This is a genomic window from Enterobacter cloacae complex sp. P1B, assembly GCF_014982345.1.
GTDB lineage: Bacteria > Pseudomonadota > Gammaproteobacteria > Enterobacterales > Enterobacteriaceae > Enterobacter > Enterobacter bugandensis.
On the sequence record NZ_JADCLF010000006.1, the window covers coordinates 121,630 to 144,739 of the forward strand.

Here is a 23,110-nt window from a genome sequence, read left to right on the forward strand (position 1 = left end):
AGGTACATCAGTCCGTGATAAGAAGTGCATCATAAATGAACACCCCATACTGCGCAATTTTTATACAGCACTCAGGACTGATTAAACTTAAACAACGGTAACAGGTAGCGCTGTGCCTCTTCCGTAATAGCCTCGAAGTATTCTGGTTCAAGCGTTCGCCATAGACGTTGATACCAGACATCCTCACCTTCACCGCGCACCATCATGTTTCCTTCATAGGCCTGCATAAATTTACTGCGCGCTTTCTGCAGCGAAGCCTCATCCGTTAACATCGCATCATTTTGCACGTCATAACAGGCTTTTATCCACGCACCGCCACTTTCGGGCAGTAACAGGAGGGGTTTGTTCATTCCCTGAAGATAGCCCTCAATATACAAAGACAGATAGCGTAACGCCTGTTCTGCCTCCATAGGTGGGAAGCGCCATTCGCCCTCTTTGCGCACGAAGATCCGGCTTTCACCTTTATTCCCACCCGCACTGTAGACAAGATGTTCCAGCCAGAGTTGCAATCCTTGTGAAACGCTGAGCAGAGAAGGCCGCCAGCGCAGTAGCCCATCTGGCTGAACCTGGGTTAGCCAGCCCGTGAGCTGTATGCCCTTGCAGCTGAGATCGATTTCGATGCTTTGTCCGGGCTGGCGGTGCTCCCTGACGCGCTCCGCCAGAGCGGTCATCTCCTGGCACTGCGCCTCCCAGACGATTTCCCCAAACGCACCGTAAGGTAGTTGCCCTGCGGCACGGTAGCGGCGGTAAAGTTTGTCTGCATCTTCCTCTTCAACCAGCGCATTAAGCAGCTGGAGGTTTAGCTGATAGCGCTCCAGTCCTTCCAGAGTAAAGGGTTCTGCATCAGGAATTTCGCTCTCTTCAGAGCGGAAGTTGACCTGTAATCGCTGCTGGAAGAAGGCGCGCACCGGATGCGCCCAAAACCGCTGAAGCTGTTCGAAAGTCAGAGTGTTAATGGGCAGCGGATCAAGCGGCTGAATAAAATCCGTATGGGCTCTCCCCTCTTTTTTCGCTGCTGGCAGCCATTCGCGGGCATAGCTCTGCTGTTCGCTGACAATATAGTTTACCGGGTCAAACGGCATGCGGCTGTGGATACAGGTAATGTGCGCCTTCACCCGCTGCTCGCTTTCGTCGCAGTTAAGCGCCTCATCCCCAGCCAGATAGTGGCTCTGGCCGATATAGTCCACCAGTTCCTGCACCAGAACGGAGGGGAAGCGCTCGCTGTTGTCCTGAATGGAACGCCCGATATAGCTGATATAGAGCTTACTTTGAGCGGAGATGAGCGCTTCAAGGAAGAGATAGCGGTCATCATCACGACGGCTACGGTCCCCCCGCTTTGGATCTGCGTTCATCAAATCGAACCCCAGCGGTGCCAGGGCCCGAGGATAAACACCGTCGTTCATGCCGAGCAGGCAGACCACCTTAAAGGGAATTGAGCGCATTGGCATCAGGGTACAGATATTGATGGGGCCTGCCAGGAAACGCTGGCTGATTCGCTCCTGGTCAAGGCGCTGCGTCAACTCATCTCTCAGCAGCGACAAAGGAATCGCTTCGCGATAGTGGGAATTCACGCCCTCGTCAACGATAGCCTGCCACTGCGTTTCAATGAGCGCCATCGCCGCTTCGGTGTCGTTGTCTGGCAGGAAGAAATCATTAAGTAACGCCCTGCACACCGGGAGCCACTCTTCAAGCGGACGCGGCTGCATTAGCTCACGGCGCCAGCGGTTAAGCTGCATCAGCAGAGAAGCTAAATGCCCTACCAGGTCAGCAATCAAACCGCTGGACTCATCGTAAGGCAGCACTTCGTTCCACTCGCCCTGGCTGCTCTCCATGGCATAGCCCAGCAGCATACGCGTCAGGCCAAACCGCCAGGTATGCTGGCCGGTTGGGGGAAGCTCGAACTCCTGGACGTTATCGTCATCGATGCCCCAGCGAACGCCTGATTCGTTTACCCACTGGCGAAGATAGCGCAGCCCTTCTTCATTGATGTTGAAGCGGGCTGCCAGCACGGGAACATCCAGTAACGCCAGAACATCTTCAGAGATAAACCGGCTATCCGGCAGTGAAAGCAGGGTGATAAATGCCTGCAATGCCGGGTGCGACTGACGGGCACGACGGTCAGAGAGGGCGTAAGGCAGATATCGCTCACCCGTCGCACTGCCGAAGACGGCCTGAATAAAGGGACTGTAGCTGTCGATGTCCGCCACCATCACCACGATATCGCGCGGCGTCAGTTCAGGGTCGTCCTGCAGCATCGCCAGCAGTCGATCGTGAAGCACTTCGACCTCACGCTGCGGGCTATGACAAACATGGATCGTGATGCTGCGATCCTCAGCGTCCAGCTTCCGCTTGCTGTCGCTGCGCTCAAACTCTTTCGCCGTCACGCCCATGACGGCGCGGTTCTCCAGATCCAGAATATCTAACTGAATATTATGCAGCAGACTATCCGGGGCGATCTCGACAAAGGCGTCAACGTCACCTTCGCCTGATGACGTAATATCGGAGAGCATGTGAATGTAATCACGCCCCAGCTTCCCCCATGAGGCAAGCAGTGGATTGGGCAGGTTCTGGATGCCGTCTTCATCAAAAAGCTGCCCGGCAGTCGAGCCGTCTTTAAACAGCGGGACGGATCGTTCTTCAAAAAGGCGCTTTCGCTGGCGAGTCACCAGCCGCGCAAGCCAACGTTCGTCGAGGATATCCCCCCAATACTGTCGGCAAGGGTTGGTGAACAAAATATGAATATCGATATGTTTACCCAGCGCATTCAACGCTTTCAGATAAACAGGCGGTAATGCGGATATCCCACAGATAAAAACGCGTGACGGCAGTCGGGCTGGACGCGCCGACGCATTCTCGAGTATTGAGATAAACCGATCGTAGAGGTTGGCACGGTGCCACTTAGGCTGCCCAAGTTTCTCCGTATGCTCGACCAGCGCTTTCCAAAGCGGTGCCTGCCATATTTGCGCCTCCGGTAACCCTTCAACCAGTTCGCCCGCTTCCCAGCGAATTAACCAGTCAGAACGGTAAACAAGATATTGGTCGTAGAGATCGGCGGTGCGCGACGCCAGCTGGAACAGCTTGCGCTTATCGGTATCATCATTGAGGTAGTGGCGCAGCATGGCGAATTCATCGTGCTGGAGCATTTCCGGCAGCAGCGCCATCAGCTTCCAGCTCATGCCCTGCTTGTTGAAGGCGCTCTGCTCGGGGATGTCCGGTAACACGCGAACAAACATCTCCCAGATAAAGCTCGCGGGCAGCGGGAAATCAATATTCGCGGCAATGCCAAACTTACGGGAAAGCGACATTTGCAGCCACTGTGCCATACCGGTGCTCTGCACCAGCACCATTTCAGGCTCAAAAGGATCGTCGAGCCGCTCGCGCTCAACGATAAATTCCATCAGTGCTTCCAGCACATCCAGACGATTTGAGTGGTAGACCCTTAACATAGACGCTCCCGACTACTGGCTAACCGGGCAATGCAGACGCGTGATTTCACCGCGTCGCCCCAGAGGAGAAATAAGTGTAACCGTGATGCTGACACATCCTGCGTGCGTTGTCTGCACCCGACTGGCCTGCCAGCCTGCGGGCAGAACATTTGTTGAGAGCTGAGCCTGATTCCAGGCGTGGTGCCAGAGCTGACGATACTGGTTAAACAGCGTAAACCGCGCCGCCAGCGCCCGATGATAGCCGGCCAGTGCCGTGACGATGATGACCAGCAGCATCATCGCCAGCAGGACCTCAACCATGCTAAATCCTTTTTCTTTGCTTACGGCAGCTGGCATAGCGAACGCTCCTTTAGCGGGCAAAAATCACTCCAGCCGTGAGGCGAAAAGCGAATATTACCGTCAATAATCTCTCCTGAACGCCAGAGCAGCAGGTCGTTGACTCCGGCAATCAGTAAAACAGTGGTCTCACTCAGCCGCCGCAAACACACTTGCCACGCGGATGCCTTTTTGCACTGGACTTCAGGATCGGGTGACCAGCTCTGAACGCGTCCCCACTCAAGCGCTGACTGTACAGAAGCCTGCTGCTGCAGCGAACGGCTCTCGCCGCCAACGAGCGCGCTGAACGTTATCAGCTGCTGGTTAAGGCCGGTGAGGATCAGCGTACCAAGCACCAGTAAAAGTAGAACCAGCGCCAGCGAAGACATACCGCGTTGACGGTTCACAGGTTGTACCCCGTGACCGTATACAAAGCCTGATAAGGCTCTCCTTGATCGCCGTTGCGCAGGGCGGACAGTTCGATATTCAGCTCCGGCGCAAACCCGGCGTGTGTTACTTTCCTCACCACAAAATGCGCGATGGCGAGCCTGTCCGGGTCCGTGAGCTTTTCCCATCCCTGACCTTCACACGAGGTTGCCCCACGAAGCGTTTCCAGCGCGCCCGATTCCAGACGAAAACCGGTGCTGTCGTTTTCTGATGCACTGCGATCCCAACGACCGTTACTGTTGGCATCCCACCGAACAATGACGCAGCTGCCCTGCCTTGCGATCGCCAGCCCTTGCCCCTGACAGTTCCCCGAACAGTAACCCGCACGCTGAAGCTGTTTGCCGAGAGCAAACAGGCGCTGCCAGACCTCTTCTTCCAGCTCTCTCTGGCCGGATTGCAGTAATACCGCCTGCTGCAATCCGGGTAGAAAGCGCGATGCGCCAATCAACAACAGGCTACTGATGGCCGTAGCAATCAGAACTTCTGTCAGCGAGAAACCGCGTTGTCTCATCGACATGAACCTCCTTGTGAGACCTTACACATTCTGATGCGCCCTCCGTCTGAGACCAGGATAAGCCATTCTCCGGCACGGCTTTGCAGGCGTATCCGCCCTGCCCATGCCGTATCCCTTAACCCATAGAACCCTAATGACGGTGTGACCTCGCTCACCGCGACCTCTGGCCAGAGTGGAATCAGAACAAAGGGGCTGCCCTTCTCACAGCCTTGCACGGCAGCGCTCACCAGACACTCCAGTCCCCCAACCCGCAGCTGGGTTATGTGATGATCGCGGTTGTACCTGTTGGCATCATTTCGCAGAAACACCAGATAGTCGCGCACCTGGCCGGCGGTTTGCCACAGCCGCTGCTGCCGCTGCCAGCTGTCCCAGCCGTACAGACCTGAGGCGCTGAGTATGACAACCAGCGAGACTGCCACCAGCGTTTCGATAAGCGTAAAGCCGTTCTCTTTTTTCATGCGGGAAGTGTGGCGATTCGCCGTGGGTGTGGCGAGCGGTGAATAATGGTTTTACGAGGCGTTATCCGAAGTATCAGGAGAGTTGCAGCGCGTTGCACGTTTTCTGGATAACGCCTCGGAAAATGGAATAAAGACGAAAAAAAACCGGCGCTAAACAGCACCGGTTATGTCACGCTTTACCGCATCAGATAGCGACGGGCGCTTTGATACCAGGGTACGGGTCGTAGCCCTCAATCTCAAAATCATCAAAGCGGTAATCGAAGATCGATTCCGGTTTGCGTTTGATAATCAGCTTCGGCAGCGCGCGCGGTTCACGAGTGAGCTGAAGATGCGTCTGTTCCATATGGTTGCTGTAAAGATGGGTGTCCCCACCTGTCCAGACGAAATCACCCACTTCCAGGTCGCATTGCTGCGCCATCATGTGGACTAACAGCGCATAGCTGGCAATGTTAAACGGCAGGCCGAGGAACACGTCACAGGAGCGCTGGTAGAGCTGGCAGGAGAGCTTGCCGTCTGCGACATAGAACTGGAAGAACGCGTGGCACGGAGCCAGCGCCATTTTATCCAGCTCGCCCACGTTCCAGGCGGAAACGATGATTCGGCGCGAGTCCGGATCGTTTTTCAGCTGGTTCATCACGGTGGTGATCTGGTCAATATGGCGGCCATCAGGCGTTGGCCATGCGCGCCACTGCTTGCCGTAAACCGGGCCCAGGTTGCCGTTTTCATCTGCCCATTCGTCCCAGATGGAGACGTTATTTTCGTGCAGATACGCAACGTTGGTGTCGCCTTGCAGGAACCAGAGCAGTTCATGAATGATCGAGCGCAGGTGGCAGCGCTTCGTCGTCACCAGAGGGAAGCCTTCTTGCAGATTGAAGCGCATCTGGTGGCCAAAAATGGAGAGCGTACCGGTACCGGTACGGTCGTTTTTCGGCGTGCCCTCATCGAGCACTTTTTTCATCAATTCAAGATACTGTTTCATGGTTCCTCAGGAAAGTTGTTGCTGTGGACGACGACGATACGCCCAAATCATCATAATGGCACCCGCGACAATCATCGGAATGGAGAGGATCTGCCCCATGCTGATGTACTGTACCCATTCGCCGGTAAACTGCGCATCCGGCTGGCGGAAGAATTCAACGATGATGCGGAACGCGCCATAGCCAATCAGGAACAGTCCGGAAACAGCTCCCATCGGGCGCGGCTTGCGAATAAACAGGTTGAGGATGATAAACAGCACCACGCCTTCCAGCGCCAGTTCATACAGCTGGGACATATGACGCGGCAGCACGCCGTAGGTATCGAAAATGGACTGCCACTCCGGGTGCGACGGCAGCAGCGCGATATCTTCCGCGCGGGAGCCCGGGAAGAGCATCGTGTACGGTACGCTTGGGTCAACGCGGCCCCACAGTTCACCGTTAATAAAGTTGCCCAGACGACCCGCCCCCAGACCAAACGGGATCAGCGGTGCGATAAAATCTGACACCTGGAAGAAGTTGCGTTTGGTGCGTTTGGCAACAATCACCATCACCAGGATCACCCCAATCAGGCCGCCGTGGAAGGACATGCCGCCGTCCCAGACGCGGAACAGGTAGAGGGGATCGTTCAGGAACACCGGGAAGTTATAGAACAGTACATACCCAATACGGCCACCGAGGAACACGCCGAGGAAGCCCGCGTACAGCAGGTTTTCAACTTCGTTTTTGGTCCAGCCGCTGCCAGGACGGCTGGCGCGACGGCCCGCGAGCCACATGGCAAAAATAAAGCCCACCAGGTACATCAGACCGTACCAGTGAAGCGAAACAGGTCCTACTGAGAAAATGACCGGATCAAACTCCGGAAAATGCAGATAACCACTGTTCATCTGTCACCACAAGATGTTGTTATTCCGCTGAAAGTGGACAGCGGTAGACATGCGATTCTGCCTTAAGCAGAGGCTCCAAAGTTGCGAATCATAGCATAAGGCGGGCGCGGAGGATGCGCCAGAGATGTAAAAGATGTGTATAGGTTTTTGTGCGCGCTGGCGCCCTCTCCACAAGGAGAGGACGAAAGACGATTAGCGACCACCGCGGATCAGGCCGCCCATACCGCGCCGTTCCATAAATGCCGCCACCTGGTGACGAACCTCTGCGGCCAGCTGCGCCTCAAGGCTGCGCTCAGCCAGCTCGCGGGCATCATTGATGTCGATATGCCGCAACAAATACTTCACGCGCGCTACTGCGCGGCCGTTCATCGACAGATGGCGATACCCCAGACCAATCAGGATCGCAACGCACATCGAGTCTCCGGCCATTTCACCGCACAGGCGGAGATCAATACCGTACTGTTCAGCCTCACGGGCAATCATCGCCAGCGCGCGAATGATCGCCGGGTGCAGGCTATCGTAGATACTGGCGACGCGGGTGTTGTTCCGGTCGACGGCCAGAATATATTGCGTCAGGTCGTTGGTACCGACAGAGATAAAATCAACGCGATTTGCCAGCTGCGGCAACATAAAGACCATAGATGGCACTTCGAGCATGACGCCGATCCGTGGTTTCGGGATCGCATAGCCAATCATCTCTTCCACTTCACGACCAGCACGTTCGATCAGGCGCCGCGCTTCGTCGATTTCATCTATGCTGGTGACCATCGGCAGCAGGATACTGAGATTGCCCGTCGCGGCGTTGGCGCGCAGCATCGCGCGCACCTGGATCAGGAAGATCTCCGGCTGATCGAGCGTAATGCGGATCCCGCGCCAGCCCAGACACGGGTTCTCTTCGCTGATGGGCATATACGGCAGCTGTTTATCCGCCCCGACATCCAGGGTTCGCAGGGTGACAGGCTTGTCGTTGAACATCTGCAACATCCCCTGATACTGCGCCACCTGCTCCTCTTCGGAGGGGAAACCGCTCTGCAGCATGAAGGGGATTTCAGTGCGGTATAAACCGATCCCGTCGATTCGGCTGCCAAGCTTCTCTTCGTGCTCGGGGCTTAAGCCGGCGTTGAGCATGACTTTGATCCGCTCTCCGCTTTTCAGCTGCGCGGGCAGGTTAACGTCATCTTCCGCCAGCTTGCTTAATTCATTCTCTTCGCTGATGAGACGCTGATATTCCTGGAGCAGAACCGGCTCAGGATCGACCAGCAGTTCACCGCGGTAACCATCAACCACCAGCGTGCGGCGGTGCAGCACCGAGGGCTGAATATCCGCCCCCATAACGGTGGGGATACCGAGCGCGCGCACCATAATGGCGGCATGGGAGTTCGCTGCACCATCACGTACGACAACCCCGGCGAGTCTGTCCTGCGGCAGCTCGGCCAGCGTTGTTGCCGAAAGTTCATCGGCCACCAGCACAAACCGTTTTGGCCAGGCATTCGGCCCCTGAATGGTGTCATCGAGGTGGAACAGCAGGCGCTGTCCCAGCGCGCGGAGATCTCCCGCCCGCTCTTTCAGATAACCGTCGGTCAGTGCAGCGAACTGCTCGGCAAATTTTTCGATGACCTTTTTAACCGCCCACTCCGCGACTGCGCCTTTATCAACCTCAGCAAAAAGCTCACGGCGCAGACGCGCGTCGGAAAGCAGGTGCGAGTAGAGGTCGAAGATGGCCGCCGTCTCTTTTTGCGCACCAGCGGCAAAGCGCTTGCTGTAGCGTCGGAACTCATTGGCCGCCTCTTCCAGCGCGGCGGTAAGACGCTCGCGCTCCAGCGCTTCATCAAGCGTAGAGGCTTCATAGACCTGCTCCATCAATGGCAGCGTGGCGTCCATCCAGCCTTCCGCAATCGCCACCCCTGGCGAGGCCGGAAGGGCGCGAATGCGCGTATGGCGGTACTGACCAAAGAGCGCAGCAAGCTGAGACTGAGAGAGGATCGCCGCCATCTGTGTCGCCAGCGTGACGAGGAAGGACTCTTCGCTTTCATCATACTGACGCAGCTCGCGCTGCTGGACGACCAGCACACCAAGTAGCTGACGACGCTGAATAATCGGCACACCCAGAAACGCGCGGAAGCGTTCTTCTTTTACGGAAGGGATGTATTTAAAGCTGGGGTGTTTTTGCGCGTCGGCAAGGTTGATAGGTTCAGCCAGCCGCCCAACCAGACCGACGATACCCTCATCAAATGCGAGCGTTACGGTGCGCCCCCGCGGCTTTTTCAAACCGCGGGTCGCCATCAGGTAATAGCAGCGCCGATCGTGGTCGGCCAGATACACCGAACAGACCTCGGTCTCCATCGCAAGACAGATGTCAGTGACCAAAATATTCAGCGCCTCGTTGAGGCGCGGAGCGCTGGCCACCTTCTCGACTATTTCTCGCAAGCGGGTGAGCATGATTTGCGTAGCTTAACCTCTTTTACGTCGCCAGGCAGGTGCGCTCTGCGGCTTAGGCGGGATCTCCTGAAGCTGCATCACCACACTTGCAAACTCTTTCATCACCCTACGGTAAACATCGCGCTTAAATGACACGACCTGACGAACAGGATACCAATAGCTCACCCAGCGCCAGCCATCGAACTCCGGCGTACTGCTGGTTTGCATATTGATGTCCGAATCGTTGCCCACCAACTGCAGAAGAAACCACTTCTGTTTCTGGCCGATACAAACCGGCTTTGTGTCCCAACGCACCAAACGTTTCGGTAACTTGTAACGCAACCAGTTGCGGGTCGAGGCAAGGATGCGAACATCTTTTCGGCTTAAACCGACCTCTTCAAAAAGCTCCCGGTACATCGCTTGTTCTGGGGACTCTCCCGGATTGATCCCGCCTTGCGGGAACTGCCAGGAGTGCTGACCATATCGACGGGCCCACATGACCTGGCCCTGACGATTACAAATTACTATTCCTACGTTCGGGCGGTAGCCATCGTCATCAATCACCGGACTACCCCAAACTAAACCTTATATATGAATGATTGTTTCACACTACAGTGAGGCGGTAAACCACTCTCTTACAGGCCTGCAACCTAATAACATTTGAATAACTCACAAATAAGCGCAGAGTTATAAACAGATGTGCGTTCTCAAGGGCAATTTTATTCACCTTTTCTGTGGATATAGTTGTGAAGAAGTGTCTGATTACCGATGAACAACCTGAAATGGCCTCTGCCCTCCCATTTCTCTCCTTCAACATAAAGTCATATTTTTCATTAGTTTATATTCATATCGACAAACAAAATGCAGAATAGCGTGACGATCGTCACAGCAGGGATCGTCGTGCTGATGAAAGATCGAACAGCGTCGGTTTTATCCACAGATTGTGCCAATAAGTTAGGCACAATTTGTCTGAAATTTGGATTTTCGTCGCACGTCAAGGCTGTAAATTGAAACAGTAGTCAGGGTTATGCCCAGTTATCCCATTTTTCTGTGGATAACATGGTGTAAGATCCTGTTTATTGTCAGTGACCAGATTTGAACAACCCGTTTTGCGTCCCTGATGAAACCGTGAAAACTTCATAAAAAAACCTATAAATCATGCACATGGAATATTGGTACAGAAAAAGTTAAACTCTATCCACAGGGGACTGTTTCTTCGTTTATTTTTTAATCAAAAGGTTATCGTCATGCATCCGCTTTCACCCTTGCTCTCACCGCCTTCGAGCGAAAGCCAGTTGCTACAGCAGGCTCAGCGCCTTGCAGGCTTCTCGCTGGGCGAACTGGCGGCGATGGCAGAGCTACAGATCCCGAAGGATCTGAAACGAGATAAGGGCTGGATCGGCATGCTTCTGGAGCTGTGGCTGGGGGCAAGCGCCGGGAGCAAGCCAGAGCAAGATTTCGCGGCCCTTGGCGTAGAGTTAAAAACTATTCCTATCGACCGCCAGGGTCGGCCCCTGGAGACTACCTTTGTCTGCGTTGCGCCCTTAACCGGCAATACCGGCGTAACGTGGGAAACCAGCCACGTGCGCCATAAGCTGAATCGCGTGCTTTGGGTTCCGGTTGAAGGCGAACGGCAGATCCCGTTAGCTGAACGCCGCGTTGGCGCGCCGCTGCTCTGGAGCCCGGATGAAGAAGAGGAGCATCAGCTGCGCCTGGACTGGGAAGAACTGATGGACATGATTGTGCTCGGTCAGGTCGAGCGAATTACCGCCCGGCACGGAGAAGTGTTACAGCTGCGCCCGAAAGCGGCAAACAGCAAAGCGCTTACCGAGGCGATCGGCGCGATGGGCGAACCCATACTGACGCTGCCGCGCGGTTTTTATCTCAAAAAAAATTTCACCGGCGCGCTGCTTGCTCGTCATTTCTTACTTAAAACATAGTTTTTTACTTATTTTGCGAGCTCACAAACATAATCGCCTGGTTTTTAAGATTTTACCGCTTCACCCTGTTGCTATAACGGGTTAATACTACACTATGATTTGATACGAGCCAGATGAGGACGATAACGATGAAAAAATGGGCGGTGTTAATTTCAGCAGTCGGGTTGGCGTTTGCCGTTTCGGGCTGCAGCAGTGATTACGTCATGGCGACGAAAGACGGCCGGATGATCCTGACTGACGGTAAACCTGAAGTCGACGATGATACTGGTCTGGTCAGCTACCACGACCAGGCAGGCAATAAAATGCAGATCAATCGCGACGAAGTCTCGCAAATTATTGAGCGATAACAGTCGGAGGTCAGTAGCCTACTGGCCTTTTTGATTTTTTTCTTCCCCTTTTGCTTTCCCTCTGCCATGTTTATATTCCTTTGTCGGGAGGTTCCTGACGCGGTCTACATGTCTATTGAAGGAAGCCGGCTATGCATTATCACCGTATCCCCCACAGCGCTCTGGAGATAAGTCAACTGGGGTTGGGCACGATGACATTTGGTGAACAAAACAGCGAAGCCGATGCCCATGCACAACTCGATTATGCCGTCAGCCAGGGGATTAACCTGATTGATGTCGCAGAGATGTACCCTGTGCCTCCACGCCCTGAAACGCAGGGACTTACCGAAACCTACGTCGGTAACTGGCTGGCAAAACGCGGTAACCGAGAAAAGCTGGTTATCGCCTCGAAAATGAGTGGCCCCGCGCGAAACAACGATGCCGGGATCCGCCCAAACCAAATCCTCGATCGCAAAAATATCCGCGCCGCGCTGGACGCGAGCCTGAAGCGCCTGCAAACCGACTATCTCGACCTTTACCAGGTCCACTGGCCGCAGCGTCCAACCAACTGTTTTGGCAAGCTCGGGTATAGCTGGAACGAGAGCGCCCCCGCCGTTACGCTGCTGGAAACGCTGGAGGCGCTGACCGAATGCCAGCGCGCGGGAAAAATCCGCTACATTGGCGTGTCCAACGAAACGGCCTTTGGCGTAATGCGCTATCTGCACCTGGCGGATAAACACGATCTGCCTCGCATCGTCACCATCCAGAACCCGTACAGCCTGCTTAACCGCAGCTACGAGGTGGGGCTGGCCGAAGTGACGCAATATGAGGAAGTGGAACTGCTCGCCTATTCATGCCTCGGTTTCGGCACCCTGACGGGGAAATACCTGAACGGTGCGAAACCGGCCGGGGCGCGTAATACCCTCTTTAGCCGCTTTACCCGCTACAGCGGCGAGCAGACGCAGAAAGCCGTTGCAGCCTATGTGGATATCGCGAAGCGCCACGGCCTGGATCCGGCGCAGATGGCGCTGGCCTTCGTGCGCCGTCAGCCGTTTGTTGCCAGTACCCTGCTTGGCGCGACGACCATGGAACAGCTGAAAACTAACATTGAGAGTTTCCATCTGAACCTGAGTGAAGAGGTGTTAGCCGAGATTGAAGCGGTGCATCAGGTTTATACCTATCCTGCGCCGTAGCTGATGCTTTTGCCGGGTAAGGCGAAGCCGCCACCCGGCTACTTATTAACGGCGACGCTGCCAGACCCACAATCCCGCAATCGCCGCCGCGAACAGCCCACCAAATCCGACGCCAATCGCCACCACCGGGACACCCACTTTTACCGCCAGCGAGTAGAGCCCCAGCATTAACAACATGGCCAGGTTTTCACCGAGATTTTGAACCGCAATGGCATTCCCCGCCCCGACGGTCTGCTTGCCACGCTCCTGGAGTAACGCATTCAGCGGTACCACGAAGAAGCCCCCCAGAATACCAATCAGGATCAACAGAGCATAAGCGGGCAATAACGCATGTTGCAGCGAGAAAATAAGCACCACGAGGCCAATCAGGATCCCCGCTGGCATGCAGCGTGCAACCGTTTCAAGCGTCACCAGCTTCGCCGCCGCGCCCGCCCCAGCCACAATCCCGATCGCCACCATCGCATTCAGATAGGTCGGCGTCGCATTGTCCGTAATCCCCAGCGCCACGGGTACCCACAGAACCAGCAGGAAGCGCAGCGTGACGCCCGCCCCCCAGAACATACTGGTTCCCATCAGGGAGAAGCGCGTTTCCCCGTTACGCCACAGCACGCGGCACGCGTTAAAGAAACTGCCGGTCATTGGTTTAAAGCGCCAGGACTGGCCCGGGCGAGCCACCGGCAGCTTCGGAATAAACAGGTTAGCCACGACCGCCCCACCATACACCACTGCACACACGCCCAGGGCCGCCAGAACATGCCAGTCGGCCAGCACGCCACCCGCGACGGAGCCGAGGAGGATAGCGGCAATCGTTGACGACTCCATCAGGCCGTTGGCTTTCACCAGTTTATCGCCCGTGGTCAGTTCTCCGAGAATGCCATACTTCGCTGGGGAGTAGGCGGCAGCACCGATGCCCACCAGCGTATAGCCAACAAACGGATTAAAACCAAAACATATACTGACAGCGCCCAGCAGCTTGAGACCGTTGGCAAACATCATCACCCGGCCTTTCGGGAAGCTGTCCGCCACCTGCCCCACAAACGGGGCAAAGATAATGTAAGCGCCCACAAACACCATCTGCAGGATCGGCTGACTCCAGTCAGGGTAAAACTCGGCTTTCAGCAGCGCCAGCGTGGCAAACAGCAGCGCGTTATCACCGAACGCAGAGAGAAACTGCGCGGCGATGACCGCCATCATGCCTTTTGAACGCAGCGAGGTGTTAGTGTGTACTGACTCACGCATTTTGCTGTTCCGCCTCTTCAACCATACCTTTCAGGGTCACGAAATCGGGCTTGCCGCTACCCAGCACCGGAAGCTGCTTCAGGTAGCGAATATCGCGCGGCACGGCCAGTTCAGGAATACCGTGTTCACGCGCATAGCTCAGTAACCTGTCGCGCTTAAGCTCAGCATCAGTGGTAAACAGCACCAGCGCCTCGCCTTTGCTGGCATCGCTCTTCACGACCGTGGCGTGCATCTTCTCGGCGGACACGGCCGTCGCCAGTTGTTCAACCATTTCCAGAGAGACCATCTCACCGGCGATTTTGGCGAAGCGTTTTGCGCGCCCCTGAATCTGTACAAAGCCTTGCTCATCGAAACGAACGATGTCACCGGTGTCGTACCAGCCGGTTTCAATCTCGCCGTTGACGTTTTCCGCCGTTGGCGCTTCCAGCACGCCCGGGTTTTCCACGCGCAGGTAACCGTTCATCACGTTCGGCCCTTTCAGCTGCAGGCGGCCACCGTCCTCAATGCCCGGCACCGCCAGCAAGCGCGCATCCATCCCCGGCAGAATTCGCCCCACCGTACCCGGTTTCGCCGCCATCGGCACGTTAATCGAGACCACGGGCGCACACTCGGTAACGCCATAACCTTCAAGAATGCGCAGGCCAAACTTGTCCTGCCAGATCTGACGCGTGCTCTCCTGCAGCTTTTCCGCACCGGCCACCACGTACCGAACGCGGAAGAAATCATACGGATTGGCGAAACGGGCATAGTTACCCAGGAAGGTTGAGGTCCCGAACAGGACGGTGCAGTTACGGTCATACACCAGCTCCGGCACGATGCGGTAGTGCAGCGGGCTGGGATAGAGGAACACCTCGGCACCGGTCAGCAGCGGCGTGAACAGCCCCACCGTCAGGCCAAAGGAGTGGAACAGCGGCAGCGCCGACATAAAGCGGTCATTCGCGGTAAAGTCGGCGATGCTTTTAATCTGCTCAACGTTCGCCAGAATACTCTTGTGGCTGTGGACGACGCCTTTCGGGTGACCCTCCGAACCCGACGTGAAAAGGATAATCGCGTCATCTTCCGGCTGCTGTTTGACCTGAGCCAGATGCGGCACCAGCAGATGCGCAAAAATCCACAGCTTGTCGCCGGTGGTCACGTCCGCTTTTAGATCTTCCAGGAAGACCCAGCGTACCTGGGTCAGCTGTTCCGGCAGATGCCACAGCTTGCCTTTGTCCAGAAACTGTCGGGAGGTAAAGATGGTATTGATTTGGGCGGCGGTAATGGCGCTGGTCAGCCCTTTCACGCCCGCCGTGTAGTTCATCATCGCCGGTATACGGCCACGGGAAACCGCACCAAAAATCACCGCCGCGCTGATGCCCGCGTTTGGCAGCATCAGGCCGATCTTTTCGCCCTTTTTGCTGTACTTCTCAAGAATGCGGCCCACGAACAGCGTCTTGGTCAGCAGTTTACGATAGGTATCAGGGGTAAAGTTGATGTCTTCAATGCAGTTTTTCTTCGCGCCGTAGCGGTACTGCGCCGAAAGCAGGGATTCATACAGCGTTTCGCGCGGACGAACGGCCATGCGCGCTTCCATCATAATCTGGTGCAGCATTTCCCCGGCGATTTTACGGCGATCGCGGGCACGCGGCGCTTCCGGCATCGGTAACGACGTTGGCGGCAGAATATGCAGGGTGATTTTGGGGAACAGACGCTGCTTCACCAGCCCCTTAAGGCGGCTGAAATGGGTCAACTCCGCGCCTTCAATGCGCAGCGGCACCACGGTCGCGTTTGATTTCGCCGCGACAAACCCCGCGCCGTCGTAGATTTTCATCAGCGAACCGGTCACTGAAATGCGCCCTTCCGGGAAAATGACCACCGGACGCCCCTGCTCTACCAGACGTACCAGGTGTTTAATCATCATCGGCTTTGTCGGGTCAAGCGGTACGAAATCGATCAGTGGGGTGAGCCAGCGCATATACCACTGCTGGCTGATGGAGGTATAGACCGCAAACACCGGACGCACGGGCAGAAACAGCGCAAGCAGGATGCCGTCTATAAAGGAAACATGATTGGGTGTGATAAGAACGCGCTCGCCACGAAGCGCCTGGGCATCGCCAGTGACGCGGATGCGAAAAAGAATACGGAACAGTGTACGGAAAAACCCAAATAGCATCTCAACTCCCTTTGCCAGACAGTGTGGTGGGTTGACAGTAAATGGTGGCAGATTACACGAGAAGTGATACGGGAGCGACAGCAAAAATGGAGGCGAAAAAAAACCTGCGCATCCGCGCAGGCTGGTGCAAGAGATGAGTACGAAACCGTACTAAGAATTCTCACCAATCAATACCTCTGGGATCTTGATTGTGGCTGTTGACCCTGCGCTTCGCCAGCAGGAAAACGCAAGGGAATGAGCCGAAATGCAACCAGGTGTGAATATTCTCTTTTGCTGTTACAGGTTGAACTGTCAGGCAAAAAAAACCTGCGTAAGAACGCAGGCTGGTGTAAGTCGTGTTAATCAACCGGAGTTGATTCCACCTATCAATACCTCTGGGATCTCGACTCTACCAACCTCTTTAACGTCATCGCCACCGGACAATCGCAACAGCCTGAGGCAAAGTGTAACTAAAGGTTCAGAATGACATTCTTCTGACATGACCAGGCGTGTAACGATTACACTACCAGGGTTGGTCTGCGTCACGTTTGTGGCGCGCGGAAACCGGCTTCCCTTGAATGGACGTCACTTTTCCGCAACACTATTCAGTGTGTAAACGCTTACCCCAAATAAGAAGGTTATAAATGGCGACAATAAAGGATGTGGCTCGTCTGGCAGGTGTGTCGGTAGCTACCGTCTCCCGCGTGATTAATGATTCACCCAAAGCCAGTGACGCATCACGCCAGGCGGTACAAAGCGCCATGGAAACCCTGAACTACCATCCGAATGCCAACGCCCGCGCGCTCGCCCAGCAGTCAACAGAGACTATTGGGCTGGTGGTGGGAGACGTTTCCGATCCCTTTTTCGGTGCCATGGTAAAAGCGGTTGAACAGGTCTCTTATCAGACGGGTAATTTTTTGCTGATCGGCAATGGCTATCATAATGAACAAAAAGAACGCCAGGCCATCGAGCAGCTGATCCGCCACCGCTGCGCTGCGCTGGTGGTACACGCCAAAATGATCCCGGATGCCGAGCTAATTCACCTGATGAAGCAGATGCCCGGCATGGTGATTATCAACCGTATTATCCCCGGCTTTGAAAAACGCTGTGTAGCCCTCGACGACCGCTACGGCGCCTGGCTTGCGACCCGTCATCTGATTCAACAGGGTCATACCCGGATTGGCTATCTCTGCTCCAATCACCCCATTTCTGATGCGGAAGACCGCCTGCAGGGCTACTACGACGCCCTGCGCGAAAACGGTCTGCCGTGCAATGACCGTCTGGTGGCCTACGGTGAACCGGATGAGAGCGGCGGCGAACAGGCCATGACGGAGCTGCTGGGTCGCGGACGGAATTTCACCGCGGTCGCCAGCTATAACGATTCGATGGCCGCCGGGGCAATGGGCGTCATGAATGACAACGGGATCGAGGTGCCGGCGGAAATCTCGCTAATTGGCTTCGACGATGTTTTGGTCTCCCGGTACGTGCGCCCGCGCCTGACCACCGTACGCTACCCCATCATCACGATGGCCACCCAGGCCGCAGAGCTGGCGCTGGCGCTGGCCGAACAACGCCAGCCGCCGGAGATTACCCATCTCTTCAGCCCAACGTTAGTGCGCCGTCACTCCGTTGCTGCGCCCGCTGACGCGCAGAGCGAATAGCGATACAGGTGTACCGTTTTATCCGGATACTCCAGCCCATCGCCAATATACTGCCAGCCGTAACGTTCATAGAAGTCGCGGCAGGCAGACCAGAGATGAAGTTCCTCGTACCCGGCCCGTGCGGCGAAGCGTATAACATGCTGCTGTAACTTTCCTGCCAGCCCCTTGCCGCGCGCCGCGTCGTCAACGTAGAGCGCCGCCAGCCACGGACAGAGATCCTGACGGGTAATCAAATCACAGCGCCAGAGTCCCACCGTCCCGAGAAGCCGTTCATCCTCTACGGCGATAAAGGTCAGCGGCAGGGCACCCGGCGTCTGGCTGTGCTCGATGATGCTATGGAAAAAATCCCGCGCAAGCCCCTCGCCAAAGGCCTGCCAGAGCCAGTCGGTGACCTGCTCCGCATAGCGCGGTGCCTCGTAAAGCGGGAGAATGACGGTCTTTTTCACGTTTCACCTGCGTTTTTAAGGAATATGCTGGCCTGACGCCTCCAGCCCGGTTTGGCGATTATTTTACCAGAGTCAGACTATTTAGTTTTACTTCCGGCAGGCCAGGCGAATCGTGACCAAAAAGCGTGATCGTGGCAGAAGTTTTGCGCTTCCCGCATCGCTTATACGCTGTCAGGTCTGTGTTAAACTGCAAACCATTACGTGGAAGCAGGAATGTAGAATGGCAACAATGCTGGATGTCTCACTGCGCGCGGGCGTGTCGAAGGCTACCGTCTCGCGCGTGCTGAACGGCACAGGTCAGGTTAAAGAGAGCACGCGTCAGCAGGTCTTTGCTGCGATGGAAGAGCTGGGCTACCGCCCAAACTTTCTCGCGCGTTCGCTGGCTAACCAGACCAGCAACAGCATTGGTCTGGTCGTCTCTACCTTCGACGGCTTTTACTTTGGTCGTCTTTTGCAGCAGGCGTCGCGGCAGACCGAAACCCACGGGAAACAGCTGATCGTCACCGACGGTCACGACGCGCCAGAGCAGGAAGAGCAGGCGGTGCAAATGCTGGCCGACCGCCAGTGCGATGCCATCGTGCTTTACACGCGCTATATGAGCGAAAAAGCGATCATCAAGCTGATTAATAGCGTGCAAACGCCGCTGGTGGTCATCAACCGTGAAGTCAGCCAGGCACCGGAGCGCTGCGTGTTCTTCGAACAACAGGATGCCGCGTTTAAGGCGGTGGATTACCTGATCAATCAGGGCCACCGGGAGATCGCCTGCATTACCGTTCCGATCCACACCCCCACGGGTAAAGCGCGGCTGATGGGCTACCGTAAGGCGCTGGAAAAGCACGGCATTCGTCTGGACGAGCGTCGAATAAAGTACGGTGATGCGGGAATGACGCGGGGCTATGAGCTGTGTAAGGAGCTGATTGCTGAAGGGGTATCGTTCAGCGCGCTGTTTGCCTGTAACGATGATATGGCGCTGGGCGCGTCCAAAGCGCTGCATCAGGCAGGGCTTAAGATCCCGCAGGATATCTCCCTGTTCGGCTTTGACGATGCCCCAAGCGCAAAGTGGCTGGAGCCTGCGCTGTCATCGGTTTATCTGCCGATAGATAACATGATCGTCACGGCTATCGATCAGGCGATCCGGCTGGCGAAGAACCAGCCGGTCGATGCGATCCCGCCGTTTACCGGCACGCTGGTATTACGCGATTCGGTCACAACGGGGCCGTACTTTAATCAAACGAGTTCCAGCGCCAGCAGTTCCTGAATGGTCTGGCGACGACGGATCAGCCGCGCCTTGCCGTTATCAAACAGCACTTCCGGCAGCAGCGGACGGCTGTTGTAGTTCGAGGACATAGACGCCCCGTACGCCCCGGTGTCGTGCAGCACCAGGTAATCGCCCGGCTTCACCTCGGGCAGCGCGCGGGTTTCAACTTTGCCACCTTCCTGCTGGGTAAACACATCACCGGATTCACACAGCGGGCCTGCGACCACCGTCTCGCGGCGCGGCGCGTGCGTTAAATCGCGGCCATCGGCAGCCAGGGCGGTAATGTGATGGTAGCTGCCGTACATGGACGGACGCATCAGGTCGTTAAAGCCCGCATCAATCAGCACGAAGTGGCGGGAGCCCATCTCTTTGACGCTGCGTACCTGAGCCACCAGCACGCCGGCTTCGGCTATCAGGAAACGACCCGGCTCAATTTCCAGCTTCACGGCATGGCCCAGATGCGCGGCAATTTGATCGCGCGCGGCGCTCCACAGGCCGTAATAGTGATCGGTGTCGATCGCCTCTTCCCCTTCACGATAAGGAATGGAAAGACCGCCACCGGCGGAGATCGCCTCCAGATCCTGACCGAAGTCAACAACCTGGCGCACCATCGCCCCGCACACCTGCTCCAGGTGCCCGTAATCGACGCCGGAGCCAATGTGCATATGAATGCCTACCAGCTTCAGGCTGTAGCGCTGCAGTACCTCAAGCGCGGCAGGCATATCGGCGTACCAGATGCCGTGCTTGCTGTTTTCGCCCCCGGTGTTGGTTTTTTGGCTATGGCCATGTCCAAAGCCCGGGTTGACGCGCAACCAGACGCGATGGCCGGGTGAAACCTGCCCAAGCTGCTCCAGCATATCCACAGAACCAGCGTTCACCGGCACCTGCAGTTCATGCACGCGCGCAAGCGTGGCGTCGTCGATCACATCCGCGGTAAAGACGATCGCGTCAGGATCGGTTTTCGGATCAAAGCCTGCCGCCAGCGCACGCTCGATTTCACCCAGCGATACGGAGTCAACCTTCACGCCCTGCTCGCGCATCAGGCGCAGAATATGAATATTGGAGCAGGCCTTCTGGGCAAAACGCACCACGTCAAACTGATGCAGGGCGGCGATCTTCTCGCGAACGATCTGCGCGTCGTAGACCCATACCGGGCAGCCAAACTCGGCGGGCAGGCGCAGCAGGTTTTCAGCGTTCAAATCGGTATCCGTCTGGTTGAGCGGGCGTGGCATGGTCTTCTCCGGTTCAATTCATTTTTTATGATTACGCCACAGCGGAAGCAGAATAAAAAATATCGTTTTATCGCGAGTCTATGCAAAAATGATATGGACAGTTCCTTGCTTTCAGGTGCCCTATGCCCGCCGTCAATTTACGCCACATCGAGATTTTTCACGCCGTGATGACCGCCGGCAATCTCACCGAAGCCGCGCAGATGCTGCATACCTCGCAGCCGACGGTCAGCCGCGAGCTGGCGCGCTTCGAGAAAGTGCTGGGGCTGAAGCTGTTCGAACGTGCCCGGGGCAGGCTTCACCCGACGGTGCAGGGGTTGCGCCTGTTTGAGGAAGTGCAGCGCTCATGGTACGGGCTGGACAGAATCGTCAGCGCGGCGGAAAGCCTGCGCGAGTTTCGTCAGGGCGAGCTGTCGATTGTCTGCCTGCCCGTCTTCTCTCAGTCCTTCTTACCGACGCTGCTCCAGCCTTTTCTGGCCCGCTATCCTGAGGTCAATCTCACCATCGTGCCGCAGGAGTCGCCTCTGCTTGAAGAGTGGCTGTCGGCACAGCGCCACGATCTCGGGTTAACCGAAACCCTCTCGACACCCGCAGGAACGGCGCGCACGGAACTGCTCGCGCTGGATGAAGTGTGCGTTCTGCCCGCCGGGCATCGGCTTGCCCACAAAGCAGTGCTGACGCCCGCGGATTTTCATGGTGAAAACTACATTAGCCTGTCGCAAACGGACAGCTACCGGCAGCTGCTGGATACGCTTTTTTCTGAGCATCAGGTGAAGCGGCGGATGGTCGTTGAAACCCACAGCGCGGCGTCAATATGCGCGATGGTGCGCGCGGGCGTTGGCGTTGCGGTCGTCAATCCGCTTACGGCGCTGGACTATGCAGGAAGCGGGATCGTCATCCGCCGTTTTAGCGTTTCCGTCCCGTTCACCGTAAGCCTTATCCGCCCGCTGCACCGTCCGGCTTCCGCGCTGGTGGACGCATTCACCGAACATTTAATTGAGCATGCGCGTCAGGTGGCGCTTCGCTTACCTGACCTGCAAAACCCGTTATGACAGCATAAATTCCACGGCATCTGCCGCGTGAATGGCCGCGGTATCAAACACCGGGATGGGGCTTCGTTCGCCCGGCACCAGCAAACCGATCTCCGTGCAGCCGAAAATCACCCCTTCAGCCCCCTGCTGCGCCAGTTTATCTATTACGCTGACGTAATATGCGCGAGAGGTTTCGCTGAAGGTTCCGAGGCAGAGCTCGTCGAAGATAATCTGATTGATGCGCGCCCGGTCCCCCTCATCCGGGATCAGGCTTTCAATCCCAAACTCGCTGTGCAAGCGCCCGCGATAGAAATCCTGCTCCATGGTGTAACGTGTGCCCAGCAAGGCCACGCGCGACATTCCCGAAGCGCGAATGGCGCGTCCGGTGGCGTCCGCGATGTGCAGGAACGGCAGCGAACAGCGCGCTTCAATGTGCGAAGCCACTTTGTGCATCGTGTTGGTACACAGCAGAATGCCCTGCGCCCCCGCACGCTCCAGCCCCAGCGCGGCATCAGCCAGGATTTCTCCGGCTTTATCCCATTCGCCGCTCGACTGGCAGGCTTCGATTTCATGAAAATCAACGCTGTGCAGCAGCAGGCTCGCGGAGTGCAGGCCGCCCAGACGCTGCTTTACGCCTTCGTTAATCAGGCGGTAATAAGGGATTGTCGATTCCCAGCTCATCCCACCTATCAGGCCAATCGTTTTCATCATCGCTCCTTATCTGTTTAAGCCAGTGAAGCAAACTTGTGATCCTGTTTCCAGTTCTTTATTACGTCGTTTTCTTTTTAAGCTGGCCAATGTAAATTAAATAAAACACTGTTTTATTATGAAGGGCAAAGCCATGTTTATGTTCCACAAAGAGACCGCGTCTGAAGATCTGGGGAATGGCGTTACGCGTCGCGTGCTAGCCCACGGCGGCAGGATGATGGCGGTTGAAGTACAGTTTGAGCAGGGCGCGATTGGCCCACTGCATAACCACCCGCACGAACAGTTAACCTATGTTCTCTCTGGTGAATTTGAGTTTACCATTGGTGAAGAGAAGCATGTCGTAACGGCGGGAGATACCCTCTACAAACAACCACATGTGATGCATGGCTGCGTCTGCCTCAGGGCTGGCACGCTGCTGGACACCTTTACGCCTGTTCGCGAGGATTTCCTGAAATAAAAAAGGCGCTGTTGCAGCGCCTTCATGTGTGC

General features: G+C 56.1%; 21 protein-coding genes. 7 read left to right on the plus strand and 14 right to left on the minus strand.

Going from position 1 to position 23,110, the window contains the following annotated elements; all coding sequences use genetic code 11:
• Positions 1 to 71: 71 nt before the first annotated feature.
• The 9 genes from recC to rppH form a co-directional block, all read right to left on the minus strand.
• Positions 72 to 3,446: an exodeoxyribonuclease V subunit gamma gene (gene recC, locus INF77_RS05225; protein ID WP_193532049.1), complete on the minus strand. Its 3,375-nt coding sequence runs from the start codon at positions 3,444 to 3,446 to the stop codon at positions 72 to 74.
• A 12-nt stretch (positions 3,447 to 3,458) separates the two neighbouring features.
• The gene (locus INF77_RS05230; RefSeq protein WP_048960720.1) at positions 3,459 to 3,782 is read right to left on the minus strand and encodes a prepilin-type N-terminal cleavage/methylation domain-containing protein; all 324 of its coding nucleotides are present in this window, start codon (positions 3,780 to 3,782) and stop codon (positions 3,459 to 3,461) included.
• Entirely contained in the window at positions 3,767 to 4,168 is a 402-nt protein-coding gene (locus INF77_RS05235) for a DUF2509 family protein (RefSeq protein ID WP_059358095.1), read from the minus strand. The genes INF77_RS05230 and INF77_RS05235 overlap by 16 nt, the downstream gene beginning before the upstream one ends.
• Positions 4,165 to 4,725 (minus strand): prepilin peptidase-dependent protein, encoded by a 561-nt coding sequence (locus INF77_RS05240; RefSeq protein WP_193532050.1) that lies wholly within the window; start codon positions 4,723 to 4,725, stop codon positions 4,165 to 4,167. The genes INF77_RS05235 and INF77_RS05240 overlap by 4 nt, the downstream gene beginning before the upstream one ends.
• Entirely contained in the window at positions 4,716 to 5,180 is a 465-nt protein-coding gene (locus INF77_RS05245; protein WP_028014283.1) for a prepilin peptidase-dependent protein, read from the minus strand. The genes INF77_RS05240 and INF77_RS05245 overlap by 10 nt, the downstream gene beginning before the upstream one ends.
• A gap of 184 nt (positions 5,181 to 5,364) precedes the next feature.
• Positions 5,365 to 6,159: a thymidylate synthase gene (gene thyA / locus INF77_RS05250; protein ID WP_047367463.1), complete on the minus strand. Its 795-nt coding sequence runs from the start codon at positions 6,157 to 6,159 to the stop codon at positions 5,365 to 5,367.
• A gap of 6 nt (positions 6,160 to 6,165) precedes the next feature.
• A complete protein-coding gene (gene lgt, locus INF77_RS05255) occupies positions 6,166 to 7,041 on the minus strand; it encodes a prolipoprotein diacylglyceryl transferase (protein WP_193532051.1) in 876 nt (291 codons plus the stop codon).
• Between the two features lie 192 nt (positions 7,042 to 7,233).
• On the minus strand, positions 7,234 to 9,480 hold the full coding sequence (ptsP, locus tag INF77_RS05260) for a phosphoenolpyruvate--protein phosphotransferase (protein WP_028014285.1): 2,247 nt from the start codon (positions 9,478 to 9,480) through the stop codon (positions 7,234 to 7,236).
• A gap of 12 nt (positions 9,481 to 9,492) precedes the next feature.
• On the minus strand, positions 9,493 to 10,023 hold the full coding sequence (gene rppH, locus INF77_RS05265) for an RNA pyrophosphohydrolase (protein ID WP_013098553.1): 531 nt from the start codon (positions 10,021 to 10,023) through the stop codon (positions 9,493 to 9,495).
• 683 nt (positions 10,024 to 10,706) lie between these two features.
• Between rppH and mutH the strand changes: the two genes are divergently transcribed.
• From mutH to INF77_RS05280, 3 genes are all read left to right on the plus strand, one after another.
• Positions 10,707 to 11,399, plus strand: coding sequence for a DNA mismatch repair endonuclease MutH (gene mutH / locus INF77_RS05270; protein WP_088204224.1), 693 nt, complete (start codon positions 10,707 to 10,709; stop codon positions 11,397 to 11,399).
• Between the two features lie 128 nt (positions 11,400 to 11,527).
• Positions 11,528 to 11,746 (plus strand): YgdI/YgdR family lipoprotein, encoded by a 219-nt coding sequence (locus INF77_RS05275; protein ID WP_014885085.1) that lies wholly within the window; start codon positions 11,528 to 11,530, stop codon positions 11,744 to 11,746.
• Between the two features lie 131 nt (positions 11,747 to 11,877).
• Positions 11,878 to 12,918, plus strand: coding sequence for an NADP(H)-dependent aldo-keto reductase (locus tag INF77_RS05280; RefSeq protein WP_193532052.1), 1,041 nt, complete (start codon positions 11,878 to 11,880; stop codon positions 12,916 to 12,918).
• 45 nt (positions 12,919 to 12,963) lie between these two features.
• Here INF77_RS05280 and lplT read toward each other — a convergent pair whose 3' ends face one another.
• Entirely contained in the window at positions 12,964 to 14,157 is a 1,194-nt protein-coding gene (gene lplT, locus INF77_RS05285) for a lysophospholipid transporter LplT (RefSeq protein ID WP_193532053.1), read from the minus strand.
• Positions 14,150 to 16,309, minus strand: a complete 2,160-nt coding sequence (aas, locus tag INF77_RS05290; RefSeq protein WP_193532054.1) for a bifunctional acyl-ACP--phospholipid O-acyltransferase/long-chain-fatty-acid--ACP ligase — start codon at positions 16,307 to 16,309, stop codon at positions 14,150 to 14,152. Before aas ends, lplT begins: the two co-directional genes overlap by 8 nt.
• 623 nt (positions 16,310 to 16,932) lie before the next feature.
• Here aas and galR point away from each other — a divergent pair.
• Complete coding sequence (gene galR / locus INF77_RS05295; protein WP_028014290.1) at positions 16,933 to 17,949, plus strand: HTH-type transcriptional regulator GalR; 1,017 nt, start codon at positions 16,933 to 16,935, stop codon at positions 17,947 to 17,949.
• Here the strand turns inward: galR and INF77_RS05300 are convergent.
• Positions 17,910 to 18,395 (minus strand): GNAT family N-acetyltransferase, encoded by a 486-nt coding sequence (locus INF77_RS05300; RefSeq protein WP_088204226.1) that lies wholly within the window; start codon positions 18,393 to 18,395, stop codon positions 17,910 to 17,912. The two genes, galR and INF77_RS05300, sit on opposite strands and share 40 nt — an antisense overlap.
• A 220-nt stretch (positions 18,396 to 18,615) precedes the next feature.
• Between INF77_RS05300 and INF77_RS05305 the strand changes: the two genes are divergently transcribed.
• Positions 18,616 to 19,653, plus strand: coding sequence for a LacI family DNA-binding transcriptional regulator (locus tag INF77_RS05305; protein ID WP_048960728.1), 1,038 nt, complete (start codon positions 18,616 to 18,618; stop codon positions 19,651 to 19,653).
• On the opposite strand, the gene lysA is transcribed toward INF77_RS05305, so the two are convergent.
• Entirely contained in the window at positions 19,623 to 20,885 is a 1,263-nt protein-coding gene (gene lysA / locus INF77_RS05310) for a diaminopimelate decarboxylase (RefSeq protein ID WP_063155113.1), read from the minus strand. The genes INF77_RS05305 and lysA overlap by 31 nt on opposite strands.
• 122 nt (positions 20,886 to 21,007) lie before the next feature.
• Between lysA and INF77_RS05315 the strand changes: the two genes are divergently transcribed.
• A complete protein-coding gene (locus tag INF77_RS05315; protein WP_136485083.1) occupies positions 21,008 to 21,934 on the plus strand; it encodes a LysR family transcriptional regulator in 927 nt (308 codons plus the stop codon).
• Here INF77_RS05315 and INF77_RS05320 read toward each other — a convergent pair.
• Entirely contained in the window at positions 21,929 to 22,621 is a 693-nt protein-coding gene (locus INF77_RS05320) for an aspartate/glutamate racemase (protein ID WP_049136427.1), read from the minus strand. The genes INF77_RS05315 and INF77_RS05320 overlap by 6 nt on opposite strands.
• Positions 22,622 to 22,754: 133 nt before the next feature.
• Between INF77_RS05320 and INF77_RS05325 the strand changes: the two genes are divergently transcribed.
• Positions 22,755 to 23,078 carry a cupin domain-containing protein gene (locus tag INF77_RS05325; RefSeq protein ID WP_028014296.1) on the plus strand — a complete coding sequence of 108 codons (324 nt, stop codon included), beginning with the start codon at positions 22,755 to 22,757 and terminating at the stop codon, positions 23,076 to 23,078.
• The last annotated feature ends 32 nt before the right edge of the window (positions 23,079 to 23,110 follow it).

Coding starts and splice junctions, on each gene's coding strand:
- recC (WP_193532049.1), bottom strand. CDS start 3,446: ATGTTAAGGGTCTACCACTCAAATCGTCTGGATGTGCTGGAAGCACTG.
- INF77_RS05230 (WP_048960720.1), bottom strand. CDS start 3,782: ATGCCAGCTGCCGTAAGCAAAGAAAAAGGATTTAGCATGGTTGAGGTC.
- INF77_RS05240 (WP_193532050.1), bottom strand. CDS start 4,725: ATGTCGATGAGACAACGCGGTTTCTCGCTGACAGAAGTTCTGATTGCT.
- INF77_RS05245 (WP_028014283.1), bottom strand. CDS start 5,180: ATGAAAAAAGAGAACGGCTTTACGCTTATCGAAACGCTGGTGGCAGTC.
- thyA (WP_047367463.1), bottom strand. CDS start 6,159: ATGAAACAGTATCTTGAATTGATGAAAAAAGTGCTCGATGAGGGCACG.
- lgt (WP_193532051.1), bottom strand. CDS start 7,041: ATGAACAGTGGTTATCTGCATTTTCCGGAGTTTGATCCGGTCATTTTC.
- ptsP (WP_028014285.1), bottom strand. CDS start 9,480: ATGCTCACCCGCTTGCGAGAAATAGTCGAGAAGGTGGCCAGCGCTCCG.
- mutH (WP_088204224.1), top strand. CDS start 10,707: ATGCATCCGCTTTCACCCTTGCTCTCACCGCCTTCGAGCGAAAGCCAG.
- INF77_RS05275 (WP_014885085.1), top strand. CDS start 11,528: ATGAAAAAATGGGCGGTGTTAATTTCAGCAGTCGGGTTGGCGTTTGCC.
- INF77_RS05280 (WP_193532052.1), top strand. CDS start 11,878: ATGCATTATCACCGTATCCCCCACAGCGCTCTGGAGATAAGTCAACTG.
- lplT (WP_193532053.1), bottom strand. CDS start 14,157: ATGCGTGAGTCAGTACACACTAACACCTCGCTGCGTTCAAAAGGCATG.
- aas (WP_193532054.1), bottom strand. CDS start 16,309: ATGCTATTTGGGTTTTTCCGTACACTGTTCCGTATTCTTTTTCGCATC.
- galR (WP_028014290.1), top strand. CDS start 16,933: ATGGCGACAATAAAGGATGTGGCTCGTCTGGCAGGTGTGTCGGTAGCT.
- INF77_RS05305 (WP_048960728.1), top strand. CDS start 18,616: ATGGCAACAATGCTGGATGTCTCACTGCGCGCGGGCGTGTCGAAGGCT.
- lysA (WP_063155113.1), bottom strand. CDS start 20,885: ATGCCACGCCCGCTCAACCAGACGGATACCGATTTGAACGCTGAAAAC.
- INF77_RS05315 (WP_136485083.1), top strand. CDS start 21,008: ATGCCCGCCGTCAATTTACGCCACATCGAGATTTTTCACGCCGTGATG.
- INF77_RS05320 (WP_049136427.1), bottom strand. CDS start 22,621: ATGAAAACGATTGGCCTGATAGGTGGGATGAGCTGGGAATCGACAATC.
- INF77_RS05325 (WP_028014296.1), top strand. CDS start 22,755: ATGTTTATGTTCCACAAAGAGACCGCGTCTGAAGATCTGGGGAATGGC.